This is a genomic window from Rhizobium sp. R86522 (assembly GCF_042466255.1).
Taxonomy (GTDB): Bacteria; Pseudomonadota; Alphaproteobacteria; order Rhizobiales; family Rhizobiaceae; genus Allorhizobium.
In genome coordinates this window covers 2,048,764-2,065,053 of record NZ_JAXHBX010000001.1, presented here as the reverse complement: position 1 = coordinate 2,065,053, position 16,290 = coordinate 2,048,764, and the positions used below count along the sequence as shown (strand labels likewise).

General features: G+C 61.2%; 17 protein-coding genes and 3 tRNA genes. 19 read left to right on the top strand and 1 reads right to left on the bottom strand.

The window, feature by feature from the left end; all coding sequences use genetic code 11:
• Positions 1-112 precede the first annotated feature (112 nt).
• The 4 genes from SJY08_RS09990 (at position 113) to SJY08_RS09975 (ending at position 4,229) form a co-directional block, all read left to right on the top strand.
• Entirely contained in the window at positions 113-1,522 is a 1,410-nt protein-coding gene (locus SJY08_RS09990) for a UDP-glucose dehydrogenase family protein (RefSeq protein ID WP_377275457.1), read from the top strand.
• A gap of 95 nt (positions 1,523-1,617) precedes the next feature.
• A complete protein-coding gene (locus SJY08_RS09985; RefSeq protein WP_377275456.1) occupies positions 1,618-2,355 on the top strand; it encodes a GntR family transcriptional regulator in 738 nt (245 codons plus the stop codon).
• A 97-nt stretch (positions 2,356-2,452) separates the two neighbouring features.
• The gene (locus tag SJY08_RS09980; RefSeq protein WP_377275455.1) at positions 2,453-3,355 is read left to right on the top strand and encodes a dihydrodipicolinate synthase family protein; all 903 of its coding nucleotides are present in this window, start codon (positions 2,453-2,455) and stop codon (positions 3,353-3,355) included.
• A gap of 151 nt (positions 3,356-3,506) precedes the next feature.
• Positions 3,507-4,229 (top strand): NYN domain-containing protein, encoded by a 723-nt coding sequence (locus tag SJY08_RS09975; protein WP_300889923.1) that lies wholly within the window; start codon positions 3,507-3,509, stop codon positions 4,227-4,229.
• Positions 4,230-4,247: 18 nt separating this feature from the next.
• Here the strand turns inward: SJY08_RS09975 and SJY08_RS09970 are convergent.
• Positions 4,248-4,323 (bottom strand) — tRNA-Val (locus tag SJY08_RS09970).
• A gap of 336 nt (positions 4,324-4,659) precedes the next feature.
• Here SJY08_RS09970 and SJY08_RS09965 point away from each other — a divergent pair.
• The 15 genes from SJY08_RS09965 (at position 4,660) to nuoK (ending at position 16,283) form a co-directional block, all read left to right on the top strand.
• Positions 4,660-4,736 (top strand) — tRNA-Asp (locus tag SJY08_RS09965).
• 63 nt (positions 4,737-4,799) lie between these two features.
• A tRNA-Asp gene (locus tag SJY08_RS09960) sits at positions 4,800-4,876 on the top strand.
• Positions 4,877-5,138: 262 nt separating this feature from the next.
• On the top strand, positions 5,139-5,504 hold the full coding sequence (locus SJY08_RS09955; RefSeq protein WP_069043838.1) for an NADH-quinone oxidoreductase subunit A: 366 nt from the start codon (positions 5,139-5,141) through the stop codon (positions 5,502-5,504).
• Positions 5,495-6,076 carry an NADH-quinone oxidoreductase subunit B family protein gene (locus SJY08_RS09950; protein WP_054150616.1) on the top strand — a complete coding sequence of 194 codons (582 nt, stop codon included), beginning with the start codon at positions 5,495-5,497 and terminating at the stop codon, positions 6,074-6,076. Before SJY08_RS09955 ends, SJY08_RS09950 begins: the two co-directional genes overlap by 10 nt.
• An 18-nt stretch (positions 6,077-6,094) precedes the next feature.
• The gene (locus tag SJY08_RS09945) at positions 6,095-6,697 is read left to right on the top strand and encodes an NADH-quinone oxidoreductase subunit C (RefSeq protein WP_069041635.1); all 603 of its coding nucleotides are present in this window, start codon (positions 6,095-6,097) and stop codon (positions 6,695-6,697) included.
• Positions 6,698-6,714: 17 nt separating this feature from the next.
• Positions 6,715-7,905, top strand: coding sequence for an NADH-quinone oxidoreductase subunit D (locus SJY08_RS09940; protein ID WP_054150618.1), 1,191 nt, complete (start codon positions 6,715-6,717; stop codon positions 7,903-7,905).
• Complete coding sequence (locus tag SJY08_RS09935) at positions 7,905-8,147, top strand: hypothetical protein (RefSeq protein ID WP_054150619.1); 243 nt, start codon at positions 7,905-7,907, stop codon at positions 8,145-8,147. The genes SJY08_RS09940 and SJY08_RS09935 overlap by 1 nt, the downstream gene beginning before the upstream one ends.
• A gap of 18 nt (positions 8,148-8,165) precedes the next feature.
• A complete protein-coding gene (locus SJY08_RS09930) occupies positions 8,166-9,287 on the top strand; it encodes an NADH-quinone oxidoreductase subunit E (RefSeq protein ID WP_377275454.1) in 1,122 nt (373 codons plus the stop codon).
• Positions 9,288-9,298: 11 nt separating this feature from the next.
• Entirely contained in the window at positions 9,299-10,603 is a 1,305-nt protein-coding gene (nuoF, locus tag SJY08_RS09925) for an NADH-quinone oxidoreductase subunit NuoF (protein ID WP_377275453.1), read from the top strand.
• A gap of 12 nt (positions 10,604-10,615) precedes the next feature.
• Positions 10,616-11,371, top strand: a complete 756-nt coding sequence (locus SJY08_RS09920) for a 5' DNA nuclease (protein ID WP_377275452.1) — start codon at positions 10,616-10,618, stop codon at positions 11,369-11,371.
• A gap of 142 nt (positions 11,372-11,513) precedes the next feature.
• The gene (gene nuoG / locus SJY08_RS09915) at positions 11,514-13,595 is read left to right on the top strand and encodes an NADH-quinone oxidoreductase subunit NuoG (RefSeq protein WP_377275451.1); all 2,082 of its coding nucleotides are present in this window, start codon (positions 11,514-11,516) and stop codon (positions 13,593-13,595) included.
• Positions 13,596-13,607: 12 nt separating this feature from the next.
• A complete protein-coding gene (gene nuoH / locus SJY08_RS09910) occupies positions 13,608-14,651 on the top strand; it encodes an NADH-quinone oxidoreductase subunit NuoH (protein ID WP_054150624.1) in 1,044 nt (347 codons plus the stop codon).
• 39 nt (positions 14,652-14,690) lie between these two features.
• Positions 14,691-15,179 carry an NADH-quinone oxidoreductase subunit NuoI gene (gene nuoI / locus SJY08_RS09905; RefSeq protein WP_054150625.1) on the top strand — a complete coding sequence of 163 codons (489 nt, stop codon included), beginning with the start codon at positions 14,691-14,693 and terminating at the stop codon, positions 15,177-15,179.
• Between the two features lie 151 nt (positions 15,180-15,330).
• Positions 15,331-15,945: an NADH-quinone oxidoreductase subunit J gene (locus SJY08_RS09900; protein ID WP_054150626.1), complete on the top strand. Its 615-nt coding sequence runs from the start codon at positions 15,331-15,333 to the stop codon at positions 15,943-15,945.
• 29 nt (positions 15,946-15,974) lie between these two features.
• Positions 15,975-16,283, top strand: a complete 309-nt coding sequence (gene nuoK, locus SJY08_RS09895; RefSeq protein WP_054150627.1) for an NADH-quinone oxidoreductase subunit NuoK — start codon at positions 15,975-15,977, stop codon at positions 16,281-16,283.
• Positions 16,284-16,290 lie beyond the last annotated feature (7 nt).

Below are 16,290 nucleotides of genomic sequence, written 5' to 3'. Positions count from 1 at the left end.
CCGATCACCCGTCCCTGCGACCTGGCGAGCGGCTGTCATCCAGTCGTCGTGTCTTTCGGTCACATGTGACGGCGTGAGGTTCAAGCTCAATTCTCTTCGGGAAGGGTGACGGATGCGCATTGTGATGATCGGTTCGGGATATGTGGGGCTTGTCTCCGGAGCCTGCCTGGCGGCGCTGGGTCATGACGTGGTCTGCGTCGACAAGAGCCGGGACAAGATCGAGGCGCTGCAGGCCGGCAAAGTGCCGATTTATGAGCCCGGTCTGGAGATCATCATCGCCGACAATTGTGCCGCCGGCCGCCTGAGCTTCTCCGGCGATCTCGTGGGACCGGTGGCGGCGGCCGATGCGGTCTTCATCGCGGTCGGCACGCCGTCGCGTCTCGTCGATGGTCACGCCGACCTCAGCCATGTCTACGCCGCCGCCCGCGAGATTGCTGCCGCTGCCACTGGTTTCACCGTCGTGGTCACCAAGTCCACCGTGCCCGTCGGCACGGGCGACGAGATCGAACGCATCTTCCGGGAAGAATTCCCGCAAAAGGATATCGCCGTCGTCTCCAATCCCGAATTCCTGCGGGAAGGTGCGGCCATTTCCGATTTCCGCCGCCCTGATAGGATCGTGGTCGGCTCGGATGACGAACGTTCCACCGAGGTCATGCGCGACATCTATGAGGCCCTCGATCTCAAGGAGATGCCGCTCTATTTCTGCGAGCGCCGCACAGCCGAACTGATCAAATACGCCTCCAACGCTTTTCTTGCGATGAAGATCACCTTCATCAACGAAATGGCCGATCTCTGCGAAGAACTCGGCGCCGACGTGCAGAAGGTCGCCAAGGGCATGGGCATGGATCGCCGCATCGGTGACAAGTTTCTCCAGGCGGGTCCCGGCTTCGGCGGGTCCTGCTTCCCGAAGGATACGCTGGCGCTGGTGAAGACGGCCCAGGATTACGACCGGCCCTTGAAGCTGATCGAGACAACGGTGGCGATCAACGAAAACCGCAAGCGGGCCATGGGCCGCCGGGTGATTGCCGCCTGTGACGGCAGCGTGCGCGGCAAGCGAATCGGTGTCCTCGGCCTGACCTTCAAGCCCAATACCGACGACATGCGCGAGGCGCCGTCGATCGCCATCATCAGAACCCTGCTCGATGGCGGCGCGGATGTGCATGTCTACGACCCCGCAGGCATGGAGGCGGCGAGGGCGGTTCTCGGTGCTGTCAAATATCGGCGGAACGCCTACGAGGTCTCAGAGGGTGCGGACGCCGTCGTTCTCGTGACCGAATGGGATCAGTTCAAATCACTCGATCTGCCGCGTCTGAAAGATCTGATGAAATCGCCTGTCGTGGTCGATCTGCGCAATGTCTTCGACGAAGACGAGATGATCGGCCATGGCTTCCAGCTCGTGCCGCTCGGCAAACGTCCACGCTCTGCCTATCCGGCGCGCACCCTTTTTCATGCCGTTCCGCCCGAACTGGCCTGGAGCCCGCTGCTTTGGGGCGACGATGCACCGACAGGCCAGCTCGCCTGATCGCCTGACTGACTAGCCGTCCTCCTCGGTGCTTGACTTTAAGCGCCGTTCGTCGCTGTGCTGGCTTCAAACCGAGGCAGCACACAGGTCGATGGATGGGCATGAACGAGACGGGCGGCACGGATGCCGACAATGGCAAGGGTGAGGGGGCACGCACCCGGGGCTCCGGCACCGAATCGGTCTACAAGGCGCTGCGCCACGAAATCCTGACCATGGAGCGCCCGCCCGGCAGTCCGCTCGATGAGACGCGCCTCTCCGAACATTTCGGCATGTCGCGCACCCCGATTCGCGAGGCCCTGTTGCGGCTTACCTCGGACGGCCTGGTCACCAGTCTGCCGAATCGCAACACGATTGTCGCGGTCATCGACTTCTCCAGCCTGCCCACCTATTTCGAGGCGCTCTGCCTGATGTACCGCGTGACGACCCGTGGCGCCGCAAAGCGTTCCGGCGATGCCTGGATGGCCGAGATCATAAGGCAGCAGCAGGCCTTTTCCCGCGCCGTCGAGGCCCAGGACGCCTTCGCCATGATCGAGGCTAACAGGGAATTCCACGTCGCGATCGCCGAGCGCGCCGGCAATCCCTATTACACCACCTTCTTTGCCCGGCTCCTGGACGAGGGGCGGCGCATTCTCCGGCTTTATTATCAGACCTTCGACGACCGCCTGCCGCGCCGCTATGTCGAGGAACACGAGAAGATCATCGAGGCGATCCGTTCAGGCGATGTCGAGGAGGCCGACCGGCTGTCGGTTGCCCATGCCGACCAGATCGTTCGCCAGATCCAGGATTACGTCGCCCGCAACATCGCCGCCGCAGCCGAACTTCCCGACATCTGAAGTCCTGCAATCCCGTTTCAGCGATCTCTGAAACGCGCGCCTTGATTTTGTCGACAAACTGTATACTGTGATTTGATCACTTCAACAGGAGCATCCCATGACCACCGGCTGGCACGGCGTTTTCCCCGCCGCAACGACTCAATTCCATGAAGATCTCTCGGTCGATATCGACGCCACCCAGCGCGTGCTCGACGCCCTCGTCAACGACGGCGTAAACGGCCTGATCGTCATGGGTACCTGCGGCGAGAACAACTCGCTCGATCCGGAAGAGAAGCGCACCATCCTGAAGGCCGCCGTCGAGGTGGTGAATGGCCGCGTGCCGATCGTCACCGGCGTGTCGGAATTCGACACCCGCCGCGCGAGCGCCTACGCCCGGGATGCGGAAAAGATCGGCGCTGACGGCCTGATGCTGCTGCCGGCCATGGTCTATGTGCCAAAGCCGCATGAGCTGGTCGCCCATTTCAAGACCGTTGCCGAAGCGACCGGCCTGCCGATCATGCTCTACAACAATCCGCCGGCCTATCGCGTCAACATCGGCGCGGAAGTGCTGGAAGCGCTCGACGGCGTGAAGAACATCAAGGCCGTCAAGGAAAGCGCGCCGGATCCGCGCCGCTTTACCGACCTGATCAACGCTTTCGGCGACCGCTACGACATCTTTGCCGGCCTCGACGACGTGGCGCTCGAAGGCATGATGCTCGGCGCCAAGGGCTGGGTCTCCGGCCTCACCAGCGCCTTCCCGGCCGAATTGGTGGCGCTGGTCGCTGCCGCCGACCGCGGCGACTGGATGGAAGCCCGCCGCATCTACCGCTGGTTCATGCCGCTTCTGCATCTCGATGCTGAACACGACCTCGTCCAGTCGATCAAGCTCGCCGAGCAGATCATGGGCCGCGGCTCCGAGCGCGTCCGCATGCCGCGCATGCCGCTTCAGGGCGCCCGCCGTGCCGAGGTGACTGATATGGTCGAGAAGGCTGCTGCGACCCGCCCGATCGGCGGGAAGTAATAAGCAGAGACATTGATATGAATGAGGCCCGCTGGAGCAATCCGGCGGGCCTATTGCTAATCGGTGTTGTCGCACTTGCCAATGCGAAGCGAGTCTTCGAGGCTGAAGTCTGAGGGCAGCTTTGGCTCTGGTTGCAACGGGGAGACTTGGAATGGCACCGAACGATCGTTTGAAGCGTCTCGCCGTTTTGATTGATGCGGACAATACCTCAAGCAAGATCGCCGATGGGCTATTCGAGGAAATTGCTCGCCTTGGAGAGGCGAGTGTCAGACGGATCTATGGCGATTTCGCCAGTCCCAGATCAAAAGGGTGGATCGAAACGCTGACGCGGCACGCGATCATACCTCAGCAGCAGTTTGCCTACACGACCGGCAAGAATGCCTCTGACATTGCGCTCGTCATTGATGCCATGGATCTCCTGCTGAGCGGGCGATTTGATGGCTTCTGCCTCGTGTCGTCGGATAGTGATTTCACCCGACTCGCCTCCCGCATTCGTGAGCAGGGTGTCGATGTTTTCGGCTTTGGGGAGCAGAAAACGCCCGAGAGTTTCCGTCAGGCTTGCCGACGCTTCATCTACACGGAAAACATCGGTGTCCCGGCATCGCCGGACGATGACACGAAGGCACTCCCGCCGCTCAAAACGCCGAGCGCTGCCGTCCCGATCATCAAACGCGTCTTGTCCGACATCGACAGCGAGGATGGCTGGGTCGCGCTTTCTGCGTTGGGGACGCAGCTCTCCAACCTCAAGTCGGATTTCGATTCGCGAACTTATGGATGTTCAAAATTGAGCGATCTGATCCGGAAGACGGGTGCCTTCGACGTCGATCAGACAGACGGAAAGGCGATGCGCATCAAGCTGCGCAAGAAAAAGTGAACAAAGGAAGAGAAAAAATGGTGGGCGATGAGAGACTCGAACTCCCGACATCTTCGGTGTAAACGAAGCGCTCTACCAACTGAGCTAATCGCCCGTGCGCCTTGCGGATCATGTCCGCCGCGTCGGTGGCCGTGATCTATGCGGATCGCGGAAAATCCGCAAGAGTGTTTGTGCAGATTTTTTGTTTTTTTGTCATGCGGCCGATCGGCTCTTGTGGAAAACCGAGCAGAATCCTTGTTTTGCGCCTGCGGCGCGTTGTCGCGAGCAGCGAGCTTCCGATGACCCCGGGGGAGGGGCGGGGGAAAAAATCGGGCCGTCACGGTTTTGTCTCAGATGCTGCTTGACACCTCCAGATGAACGCCGTAGAGAGCCGCTCATCGAACGGCAAGCCGCTCGACGGGGATCGCCTTGAACCCCGATTTGGAAATGCGCGGGTGTAGCTCAGTTGGTTAGAGTGCCGGCCTGTCACGCCGGAGGTCGCGGGTTCGAGCCCCGTCACTCGCGCCATTCCAAAGCTTTCGGGGCATGCTGCTTAAGGCAGCGAAGACATGGGGAAACCCCATGAAATGCGCGGGTGTAGCTCAGTCGGTTAGAGTGCCGGCCTGTCACGCCGGAGGTCGCGGGTTCGAGCCCCGTCACTCGCGCCACTTCTTCTCTCAGACGATTTTGTCATGTGACGAGCCTGCTTGCAGGCTCGGTGTGTTGCGTCTTTTTGCACTGCACGCTCGATTGCGCGAGACATGCATTTTGCCCGCTGGTAAGGTGCAATCCGGTATCGGGTGAAAAGGCTTTGGTTGGACTTGCGCTGGGTGGCTGCCTGCGCTAACCACGGCGCGTTGCAACTCTCTTTACGGCTTGTCGCCTCCGCCCTAAATGCCATCAGGCATGCGAGACAAGCAGGGTGATATGATGACTGATCTGCTCAGTTCTTACCTTCCGATCGCCATCTTTATCGGCATATCCTTGATCATCGGTATTGCGCTCCTGGTGGCGCCGTTTGCCGTTGCCTACAAGGCGCCCGATTCGGAGAAGCTGTCGGCCTATGAGTGCGGCTTCAACGCGTTCGATGATGCCCGCATGAAGTTCGACATCCGATTCTACCTGGTGTCGATCCTCTTCATCATCTTCGACCTCGAAGTCGCCTTCCTGTTCCCCTGGGCAGTATCTTTCGGTGAGATCGGCTGGTTCGGCTTCTGGTCGATGATGGTTTTCCTCGGTGTTCTCACCGTCGGCTTTATCTATGAATGGAAGAAGGGGGCGCTCGAATGGGAGTGATCCAGTCCGATACGACGATGATTGCGCCGCAGGCAAAGGGCATCATCGATCCCAACACCGGCAAGCCGATCGGCGCCGATGACCGCTTCTTCGGCGAGATCAACAACGAGCTCGCCGACAAGGGCTTCCTGGTTACCTCGACCGACGAGCTGATCAACTGGGCCCGTACCGGCTCGCTGATGTGGATGACCTTCGGTCTCGCCTGCTGCGCCGTCGAAATGATGCAGCTGTCGATGCCGCGTTACGACGCCGAGCGCTTCGGCTTTGCACCGCGTGCATCACCGCGCCAGTCTGACGTCATGATCGTCGCCGGCACGCTGACCAACAAGATGGCGCCCGCACTCCGCAAGGTCTATGACCAGATGCCGGAACCGCGTTACGTGATCTCGATGGGCTCCTGCGCCAATGGCGGCGGCTACTACCATTACTCCTATTCCGTCGTGCGCGGCTGCGATCGCGTCGTGCCGGTTGATATCTACGTGCCGGGCTGTCCCCCCACGGCAGAAGCTCTGCTTTACGGTGTGATGCTCCTGCAGAAGAAGATCCGGCGCACGGGCACGATCGAGCGGTAAGGCGAAGGGACTGAAAACATGAGTGAAGCCCTGAACGAGCTCGCTTCCTACCTCGCAGAAGTCCGCGGTGCGCTGATTTCGTCGAGCGACATCAGCTTCGGCGAACTGACGCTGACGGCGAAGTCGGAAAACCTGATTCCGCTCCTGACCTTCCTGCGTGACGACGTCCAGTGCGGCTTCGTCAACCTGATCGACATCTGCGGCGTCGACTACCCGAAGCGCGAAGACCGCTTCGACGTGGTTTACCACCTGCTCTCGCCGCGTCAGAACCTGCGCATCCGCATCAAGGTCGCAACCGGCGAGTTCAAGCCGGTCCCGTCGGCCTGTCCGGTCTTTGCCGGCGCCGACTGGTTCGAACGCGAAGCCTGGGACATGTACGGCATCCTGTTCACCGATCACCCGGACTTGCGCCGTATCCTGACAGACTATGGTTTCGAGGGGCATCCGCTGCGCAAGGACTTCCCCACGACCGGTTTCGTCGAGGTTCGCTACGACGACAGCGCCAAGCGCGTCGTCTACGAGCCCGTCGAGCTCAAGCAGGAATTCCGCAATTTCGACTTCCTCTCGCCCTGGGAAGGCACGGATTACGTGCTGCCCGGCGATGAAAAAGCGGCCAAGTGAGCGGAAGGGCAGAGACCATGAACGAACACAACGTCCGCAACTTCAATATCAACTTCGGCCCGCAGCACCCGGCGGCGCACGGCGTTCTTCGCCTCGTGCTTGAGCTGGACGGTGAAATCGTCGAGCGCGTCGACCCGCATATCGGCCTGCTGCATCGTGGCACCGAGAAGCTGATTGAGACCAAGACCTATCTGCAGGCGCTGCCCTATTTCGATCGCCTCGACTATGTCGCGCCGATGAACCAGGAACATGCCTATTCGCTGGCCGTCGAAAAGCTGCTCGACATCCAGATTCCGATCCGTGGTCAGCTGATCCGCGTTCTCTATTCGGAAATCGGTCGTATTCTCTCGCACCTCCTCAACGTCACCACGCAGGCCATGGACGTTGGTGCGCTGACGCCGCCGCTCTGGGGCTTTGAAGAGCGCGAAAAGCTGATGGTGTTCTATGAGCGCGCCTCCGGCGCCCGCATGCATGCCGCTTACGTCCGTCCCGGTGGCGTGCATCAGGATCTGCCGCATCAGCTCGTCGAGGATATCGGCAAGTGGTGCGACCAGTTCCCGGAAAAGCTCGATGACATCGACGACCTTCTGACCGGCAACCGCATCTTCAAGCAGCGCAACGTCGACATCGGCGTCGTCAGCCTCGATGATTGCTGGGCCTGGGGCTTCTCGGGCGTCATGGTCCGCGGTTCGGGCGCTGCCTGGGACCTGCGCAAGTCGCAGCCTTACGAGTGCTACTCCGATCTCGACTTCGACATCATGGTCGGCAAGAACGGCGACTGCTACGACCGTTACCTGATCCGCATGTTCGAAATGCGCGAGTCGGTGAAGATCATGAAGCAGTGCGTCAACCGTCTGCTGGGCGATGCCAAGACCGGCCCCGTCTCCTCGCTCGACGGCAAGGTCGTTCCGCCGAAGCGTGGCGAGATGAAGCGGTCGATGGAAGGCTTGATCCACCACTTCAAGCTTTACACCGAAGGCTATCACGTACCGGCCGGTGAGGTTTATGCCGCTGTCGAAGCCCCCAAGGGCGAGTTCGGCGTCTTCCTCGTCTCCGACGGCACCAACAAGCCCTATCGCTGCAAGATCCGCGCCCCGGGTTATGCGCATCTGCAGGCCATGGATTTCCTGTGCCGCGGCCACCAGTTGGCCGACGTCTCGGCGATCCTCGGCTCGCTCGACATCGTGTTCGGGGAAGTAGACCGCTGATGCTTAAGACCCTCGCGGCATTGCTGATCTGTCTCGGCGCCACCCAGGCGGTGGCTCAGGAGAACAGTGCTGTATCGTCGAGGGAAACAGTGTCGATGGCCAAGCTGATCCGGGATGGATACGAGATCAAGAGCTCCAGCTGGACCGGCTCGAAGCTCTTCGTATTCCTTCAGAAAGACAATTCGGCCTATGCCTGCGAATTCGCCAATGTGACGAATACGCGGTGTGGTTCCATAAACTGAGACAAGGCGTGAGGAAGTATGTCCGTTCGTCGACTAGCCGAAGAGCAATTCCAGCCCGCAGCATTCTCCTTCTCCGCGGAGAATGCGACCTGGGCTGAAGCCACCATTCGCAAGTATCCGGCGGGGCGCCAGCAATCGGCGGTCATTCCGCTTTTGATGCGCGCACAGGAACAGGAAGGCTGGGTCACCAAGGCTGCGATCGAGTATGTCGGCCAAATGCTCGACATGCCCTTCATTCGGGTCCTCGAAGTCGCGACATTCTACACCCAGTTCCAGCTGAAGCCTGTTGGTACGCGCGCCCATATCCAGGTCTGCGGCACGACACCCTGCATGCTGCGGGGGGCGGAAGAACTCATTCACGTCTGCAAGTCGAAGATCCACCCGGAGCCCTTCGAACGCAATGAAGACGGCACCTTGTCCTGGGAAGAAGTCGAGTGTCAGGGCGCCTGCGTCAATGCGCCGATGGTGATGATCTTCAAGGATGCCTATGAAGACCTGACCGTGACCCAGCTCGAGCACATCATCGATCGGTTCGCCGCCGGCAAGGGTTCCGACGTCAAGCCTGGCCCGCAGGTTGATCGCATTTTCTCGGCGCCTGTCGGTGGTCCGACCACCCTGACCGGTGACATCCAGCCGATCCGCTTCAACGACACGGCCCCGGCACAGACCGAGGAAGTGTCCGTACCGCCCGCCAACGCCGCGAGACCGGTTACGGATGCGCCGGTGACGGACGAGAAGCTCAAGACCCCGGCAACTGCCAAAAAGGCTGCTGCCGAGAACGTCAAGCAGAAGGGCGATTCTGCCGATACGGCCCGCCCGGTCGAGAAGGAAGTCGCGCCGGCTCCCGCTACGGTCATGGACGAGAAGAACCGTCCGGCCGGCATCGAGCGCCCGGAAACGCCTGACGACCTGAAGATGATCTCGGGCGTCGGCCCGAAGATCGAAGCGACACTGAACGGCCTCGGCGTCTACACGTTCGATCAGGTCGCCAAGTGGAAGAAGGCAGAGCGCGAGTGGGTCGACACCTATCTCAAGTTCTCCGGCCGTATCGAGCGGGACGACTGGGTCAAGCAGGCCAAGGCGCTCGCCAAGGGCGGCGAAGCGGAATACATCAAGGTCTTCGGCAAGAAGCCGCGCTGAGAGGTTAGGGTATGTTGAGAGATCAGGATCGCATCTTTACCAATATCTACGGCCTCAAGGACAAGTCCCTGAAGGGCGCGATGTCCCGCGGCCATTGGGACGGCACCAAGCAAATCCTTGAAAAGGGTCGTGACTGGATCATCAACGAGATGAAGGCCTCGGGTCTTCGCGGTCGCGGCGGCGCAGGCTTCCCCACCGGTCTCAAGTGGTCCTTCATGCCGAAGGAATCGGACGGCCGCCCGCATTACCTCGTCGTGAATGCGGATGAGTCGGAACCTGGCACCTGCAAGGACCGTGAGATCATGCGCCATGATCCGCACACCCTGATCGAAGGCTGCGTCATCGCTTCCTTCGCCATGGGCGCGCATCATGCCTTCATCTATGTTCGCGGCGAGTTCATGCGCGAGCGCGAAGCCCTGCAGGCTGCGATCGACGAGTGCTACGACTACGGCCTGCTCGGCAAGAACAACAAGCTCGGCTACGACATCGATATCGTCGTCCACCACGGCGCCGGCGCCTATATCTGCGGCGAAGAAACCGCACTTCTGGAAAGCCTTGAAGGCAAAAAGGGTCAGCCGCGCCTGAAGCCGCCATTCCCGGCGAACATGGGCCTCTACGGCTGCCCGACCACGGTCAACAACGTCGAATTGATCGCCGTTGCCCCGACCATCCTGCGTCGCGGCGCGTCCTGGTATTCGAGCTTCGGCCGTCCGAACAATGCCGGCACCAAGCTGTTCTCGATCTCCGGTCACGTCAACAAGCCGTGCACGGTCGAAGAAGCCATGTCGATCACCTTCCAGGAGCTGATCGAAAAGCACTGTGGCGGCATCCGCGGCGGCTGGGACAACCTGCTCGCCGTCATTCCGGGCGGCTCCTCGGTACCTTGCGTACCAGGCACCCAGATGAAGGACGCGATCATGGACTATGACGGTTTGCGTGAGCTGGGCTCCGGCCTCGGCACCGCCGCTGTCATCGTCATGGACAAGTCGACCGACATCGTGAAGGCCATCTGGCGCCTCTCGGCATTCTACAAGCACGAGAGCTGCGGCCAGTGCACGCCATGCCGCGAAGGCACAGGCTGGATGATGCGCGTCATGGAACGCATGGTGAAGGGCAATGCCCAGAAGCGTGAAATCGACATGCTCTTCCAGGTGACGAAGCAGGTGGAAGGCCACACCATCTGTGCGCTGGGTGATGCCGCCGCCTGGCCGATCCAGGGCCTGATCAAGCATTTCCGTCCGGAGATGGAAAAGCGCATCGACCAGTACACCCGCAACGCGATCGCCCATGGCGTGGTCATGGAAGCGGCAGAGTAAGGGACAAAGGGGATGACAGGCTCTTCGGACAAGGACGGGAAAAAGGGGCCGGACGAACCGGCATCTGACGCTCGCGCCTCCGAAGGTCTTGAGGACCTGATGACCAATCCGGCGGCCGCCATGGCCGCCGCAACCGCCTTCGGCTTCGGCATGGCGGCGCAGATGGGCAAGCTCTTCCTTGGCTCCATTCAGGGCGCCATGGAAGTAACCGGCCAGATTGCGCGGCAACTGGAAGAAGAGCGCAAGGCGGCGGAGGCGAAGCCGGCAGCTGGGGCTGAGACGAAGGTCGAGGCCCCGGTCGAAAAGGTTGAACCTGAGCCGACCCCGGCCAAGGTGACGGCGGAAAAGCCGGTTCTGGCGAAGGCGAAGGCCAAGGCCGCAGCCCCGGTGAAAGCCAAGGCTGAAAAGCCGAAGCCTGCACCGAAGGCCAAGGCGGCTGCAAAGCCGGCCGTTGGAACAAAGGCAAAGGCCGCAGCACAAGCGAAGGCTCTGCCGGCTGCAAAGGTCGAGCCCGCCGCGCCGGCGGCGAAGCCGAGGAAGGCCAGCGGCAAGGCCGACGATCTGAAGAAGATCGATGGCATCGGGCCGAAGGTCGAGCAGGTCCTGAAGGGCAGTGGGATTACCCGCTTCAAGGACCTCGCTGAGATGAATGAGAAGGCGCTTGATGCGCTGGACAAGGAATTGGGTCTCGGCGGCCGCGTGCTGCGAGACGACTGGGCAGGCCAGGCGCGCCGGTTGGCGGGTGGCAAGGCTCGGTCAGGCAGTTAAGATTAAGGTTCGGCCGCGCGGGGGCGATGCGCCGGACTTGAGGGATAAAACCGGCAGTTTTCATCCGGTGCGGACGAAGACTGTCAGTCGCGGCAGGAATGCCCCGGCAGGATGCGCGGAAGCGTGAGGCAGGAAGGCGAATATGACTAAGCTGAAGATCGACGGAAAAGAGATCGAGGTTCCGGATCATTTCACGCTGTTGCAGGCGTGCGAGGAAGCTGGCGCCGAGGTTCCGCGCTTTTGTTTCCATGAACGGCTGTCGGTTGCCGGCAACTGCCGCATGTGCCTCGTCGAGGTGAAGGGTGGCCCGCCGAAGCCGGCAGCCTCCTGCGCCATGGGCGTGCGCGACATCCGCGGTGGCCCGAACGGTGAACTGCCGGAAGTCTTCACCAACACGCCGATGGTCAAGAAGGCCCGCGAAGGCGTGATGGAATTCCTGCTGATCAACCATCCGCTGGATTGCCCGATCTGCGACCAGGGTGGCGAATGCGACCTGCAGGACCAGGCCATGGCCTTCGGTATCGATAGCTCGCGCTACACCGAGAACAAGCGCGCCGTCGAAGACAAGTATATCGGACCGCTGGTCAAGACCGTGATGAACCGCTGCATTCACTGCACGCGCTGCGTCCGCTTCACCACCGAAGTCGCCGGCATTGCCGAACTCGGCCTGATCGGCCGTGGCGAGGACGCCGAGATCACCACCTATCTCGAGCAGGCGATGACGTCGGAGCTCCAGGGCAATGTCGTCGACCTCTGCCCGGTCGGCGCGCTGACCTCCAAGCCCTTCGCCTTCACGGCTCGTCCCTGGGAACTGAACAAGACCGAATTGGTCGACGTCATGGACGCGCTGGGCTCGGCGATCCGCGTCGATACGCGTGGTCGCGAAGTCATGCGCATCATGCCGCGCGTCAACGAGCAGATCAACGAAGAGTGGATCTCCGACAAGACCCGCTTCATCTGGGATGGCCTGAAGACCCAGCGTCTCGACCGTCCCTATGTCAAGAAGGATGGCCGCCTGCAGCCCGCAAGCTGGGCCGAAGCCTTTGCGGCGATCAAGTCGGCCGTTGCCTCGACCTCCGCGGACAAGATCGGCGCTGTCGCCGGAGACCTCGCTTCCGTCGAGGAAATCTTCGCGCTGAAGTCGCTCGTCAACGCACTCGGGTCCTCGAATACCGACTGTCGCCAGGATGGGACGGCAATTGATCCGTCGCTCGGCCGCTCGACCTACCTCTTCAACGCCGGCATCGAAGGCATTGAAGCCGCAGACGCAATCCTGGTCGTCGGCGCCAACCCGCGCTACGAAGCAGCTGTCTTGAACGCCCGTATTCGCAAGCGCTGGCGCCGCGGCGGTCTGCCGATCGGCGTGATCGGCGAAGGCGGTGAGCTGCGTTACCCGTATGAGTATCTCGGTGCTGGCACCGAGACGCTGTCTGACCTCGTTTCTGGCAAGAACAACTTCGCTGAAGCTCTGAAGGCCGCAAAGAATCCGCTTGTTATCATCGGCCAGGGTGCGCTTTCGGGCGCCGACGGCAACGCTGTTCTGGCAAACGCCGCAAAGCTCGCTGCCGATGTCGGCGCGCTCTCCGACGAATGGAACGGCTTCTGCGTCCTGCACACCGCAGCCTCGCGCGTCGGCGCGCTCGACCTCGGCTTCGTGCCGGGCGAAGGGGCTGTTGCCGCCGGTCAGATGCTGTCCTCGCTCGACGTCGTCTTCCTGCTCGGTGCCGATGAGCTGGACTTCTCCGCGAAGTCCGCCAAGTGCGTGGTCTATATCGGCAGCCATGGCGACAACGGCGCACACTGTGCCGACGTCATCCTGCCGGGCGCGACCTACACCGAGAAGTCGGGGACCTGGGTCAATACCGAAGGCCGCGTCCAGATGGGCAACCGCGCCGGCTTCGCGCCGGGCGAGGCCCGCGAAGACTGGGCGATCCTGCGTGCACTCTCCGACGTGCTCGGCAAGAAGCTGCCCTTTGATTCGCTGTTGCAGCTGCGCGTGAAGCTTTACGAAGCCTACCCGCATTTCGCCGAGATCGACGAGATCGCACCGGGCTCTTCGGCCGATATTGCTGCACTGGCGAAAAAACCCGGGAAGATGGGCAAGTCTCTGTTTGCGTCGCCGGTCAAAGACTTCTATTTGACGAACCCGATCGCACGCGCTTCGGCCGTCATGGCAGAGTGCTCGGCATTGGCCCGCAACAATTTCAAGGCCGCGGCAGAGTAAGGGCAGGGGACCATGGATAATTTCGTTTCCACCTATGTGTGGCCGGCGGCCATCATGATCGGGCAGTCGCTTCTTCTGCTCGTCTGCCTTCTGGTCTTCATCGCATACATCCTGCTCGCAGACCGCAAGATCTGGGCTGCCGTCCAGTTGCGCCGCGGCCCGAACGTCGTCGGCCCCTGGGGTCTCTTCCAGTCTTTCGCCGACCTCTTGAAGTTTGTCTTCAAGGAACCGGTCATTCCGGCCGGCGCCAACAAGGGCGTCTTCCTGCTCGCTCCTCTCGTCGCTGTGACTTTGGCGCTCGCGACCTGGGCCGTCATCCCGGTCAATGCCGGATGGGTGATCGCCAACATCAATGTCGGCATCCTCTTCGTCTTTGCGGTCTCCTCGCTCGAAGTCTACGGCATCATCATGGGTGGCTGGGCGTCGAACTCGAAATACCCGTTCCTCGGCGCGCTTCGCTCGGCAGCGCAGATGGTCTCCTATGAAGTCTCGATGGGCTTCGTCATCGTCACCGTTCTGCTCTGCGTCGGTTCGCTGAACCTCACCGACATCGTGCTTGCCCAGAACACGGGTCTCGGCACTATGATGGGACTTCCGGCGTCCTTCCTCGACTGGCACTGGCTGGCACTCTTCCCGATGTTCGTGATCTTCTTCATCTCGGCATTGGCAGAAACCAACCGTCCGCCCTTCGACCTTCCGGAAGCCGAATCCGAACTCGTCGCCGGCTTCATGGTCGAATACGGCTCGACCCCGTACATGATGTTCATGCTCGGCGAATATGCCGCCATCGTCCTGATGTGCTCGCTGACCACGATCCTCTTCCTCGGGGGCTGGCTGCCGCCGGTCGACGTCTGGTTCCTGAACTGGGTCCCCGGCATCGTCTGGTTCGTGCTGAAGGCGTCAATGGTCTTCTTCATGTTCGCCATGGTGAAGGCATTCGTTCCGCGCTACCGCTATGACCAGCTGATGCGTCTTGGCTGGAAGGTCTTCCTTCCGATCTCGCTCGCCATGGTCATCATCACGGCATTCGTGCTCAAGCTGATGGGTTGGGCGTGATGACGCCCTGCCGCAACCTCAGCTGCATTGGAGAATAAGATGGCAATTGCACAGGCTATCAATTCGGTCTTCCTGAAGGAGTTCGTCGGCGCTTTCTTTCTGTCGATGCGCTACTTCTTCAAGCAGAAGGCAACGATCAACTACCCGTTCGAAAAGGGCCCGGTCTCGGCGCGCTTCCGCGGCGAGCATGCGCTGCGCCGCTATCCGAACGGCGAAGAGCGCTGCATCGCCTGCAAGCTATGCGAGGCGATCTGTCCTGCCCAGGCCATCACCATCGAGGCCGGGCCGCGCCGCAATGACGGCACTCGCCGCACGGTGCGTTACGACATAGACATGGTGAAGTGCATCTATTGCGGTTTCTGCCAGGAAGCCTGCCCGGTCGACGCGATCGTCGAGGGACCGAACTTCGAGTTCGCCACCGAGACCCGCGAAGAACTTTACTTCGACAAGGCGCGCCTGCTCGACAACGGCGACCGCTGGGAACGGGAAATCGCACGCAACATCGCGATCGACTCGCCCTACCGCTGATCCCTTGGGATCGATCGCCTTGGGCGGAGCGCGGGGCTTCGCCGGGGCACATGATGAATTTTGTAACGGGCGTGCCGATGGGGATATCGGTCACGCCTTATCGGGCGGCGGGGCAGGGCCCTCGTCCGGGGGAAGATGAAAAGGCACCAACATGGGTCTTCAGGCTCTCTTTTTCTATCTCTTCGCCTTTGTCGCTGTGGCTTCGGCCTTCATGGTGATATCGGCTCGGAACCCGGTCCATTCGGTCCTGTTCCTCATTCTGACCTTCATCAACGCGGCGGGTCTTCTGCTCCTCACGGGGGCTGAATTCCTGGCGATGATCCTGCTGGTCGTCTATGTCGGCGCGGTCGCGGTTCTCTTCCTCTTCGTCGTGATGATGCTTGACATCGACTTCACGGAACTGAGGGCAGGGGCTGCGAAATACGCACCGGTTGGCGCGCTCGTCGGCCTCATCGTTGCGGTCGAACTTGTCGTCGTCATCGGCGGAACCACGATCAGCCCGGAAGCCCTGAACGCGATCACCCAGCCTATTCCCGCTGTGGCAGACCGCCAGAATACCCAGGCGCTTGGCGACGTGCTCTACACGGACTACGTCTTCTTCTTCCAGATCGCCGGTCTCGTCCTGTTCGTCGCCATGATCGGCGCGATCGTGCTGACGCTGCGCCACCGCACCAACATCAAGCGCCAGGACATCTCCGCCCAGGTCGCCCGCACGCCGGAAACCGCCGTCAAGGTTGTCAAGGTCAAGCCGGGCCAGGGCGTCTGAGCCGAGCACGAGGTCAAGGAACAAGAATTATGGAAATCGGTCTTTCCCACTACCTGACAGTCAGTGCACTGCTGTTCACCCTGGGCGTCTTCGGCATCTTCCTGAACCGCAAGAACATCATCGTCATCCTGATGTCGATCGAACTGATCCTGCTCGCTGTGAACATCAACATGGTGGCCTTCTCGAGCTTCCTCGGCGACCTCGTCGGCCAGGTCTTCGCGCTGTTTATCCTGACGGTCGCGGCCGCCGAAGCGGCCATCGGTCTGGCGATCCTGGTGGTCTTCTACCGTAATCGCGGCTCCATCGCCGTCGAAGACGTCAACATGATGAAGGGCTGATCGGGTC

Coding starts and splice junctions, on each gene's coding strand:
- SJY08_RS09990 (WP_377275457.1), top strand. CDS start 113: ATGCGCATTGTGATGATCGGTTCGGGATATGTGGGGCTTGTCTCCGGA.
- SJY08_RS09985 (WP_377275456.1), top strand. CDS start 1,618: ATGGGCATGAACGAGACGGGCGGCACGGATGCCGACAATGGCAAGGGT.
- SJY08_RS09980 (WP_377275455.1), top strand. CDS start 2,453: ATGACCACCGGCTGGCACGGCGTTTTCCCCGCCGCAACGACTCAATTC.
- SJY08_RS09975 (WP_300889923.1), top strand. CDS start 3,507: ATGGCACCGAACGATCGTTTGAAGCGTCTCGCCGTTTTGATTGATGCG.
- SJY08_RS09955 (WP_069043838.1), top strand. CDS start 5,139: ATGACTGATCTGCTCAGTTCTTACCTTCCGATCGCCATCTTTATCGGC.
- SJY08_RS09950 (WP_054150616.1), top strand. CDS start 5,495: ATGGGAGTGATCCAGTCCGATACGACGATGATTGCGCCGCAGGCAAAG.
- SJY08_RS09945 (WP_069041635.1), top strand. CDS start 6,095: ATGAGTGAAGCCCTGAACGAGCTCGCTTCCTACCTCGCAGAAGTCCGC.
- SJY08_RS09940 (WP_054150618.1), top strand. CDS start 6,715: ATGAACGAACACAACGTCCGCAACTTCAATATCAACTTCGGCCCGCAG.
- SJY08_RS09935 (WP_054150619.1), top strand. CDS start 7,905: ATGCTTAAGACCCTCGCGGCATTGCTGATCTGTCTCGGCGCCACCCAG.
- SJY08_RS09930 (WP_377275454.1), top strand. CDS start 8,166: ATGTCCGTTCGTCGACTAGCCGAAGAGCAATTCCAGCCCGCAGCATTC.
- nuoF (WP_377275453.1), top strand. CDS start 9,299: ATGTTGAGAGATCAGGATCGCATCTTTACCAATATCTACGGCCTCAAG.
- SJY08_RS09920 (WP_377275452.1), top strand. CDS start 10,616: ATGACAGGCTCTTCGGACAAGGACGGGAAAAAGGGGCCGGACGAACCG.
- nuoG (WP_377275451.1), top strand. CDS start 11,514: ATGACTAAGCTGAAGATCGACGGAAAAGAGATCGAGGTTCCGGATCAT.
- nuoH (WP_054150624.1), top strand. CDS start 13,608: ATGGATAATTTCGTTTCCACCTATGTGTGGCCGGCGGCCATCATGATC.
- nuoI (WP_054150625.1), top strand. CDS start 14,691: ATGGCAATTGCACAGGCTATCAATTCGGTCTTCCTGAAGGAGTTCGTC.
- SJY08_RS09900 (WP_054150626.1), top strand. CDS start 15,331: ATGGGTCTTCAGGCTCTCTTTTTCTATCTCTTCGCCTTTGTCGCTGTG.
- nuoK (WP_054150627.1), top strand. CDS start 15,975: ATGGAAATCGGTCTTTCCCACTACCTGACAGTCAGTGCACTGCTGTTC.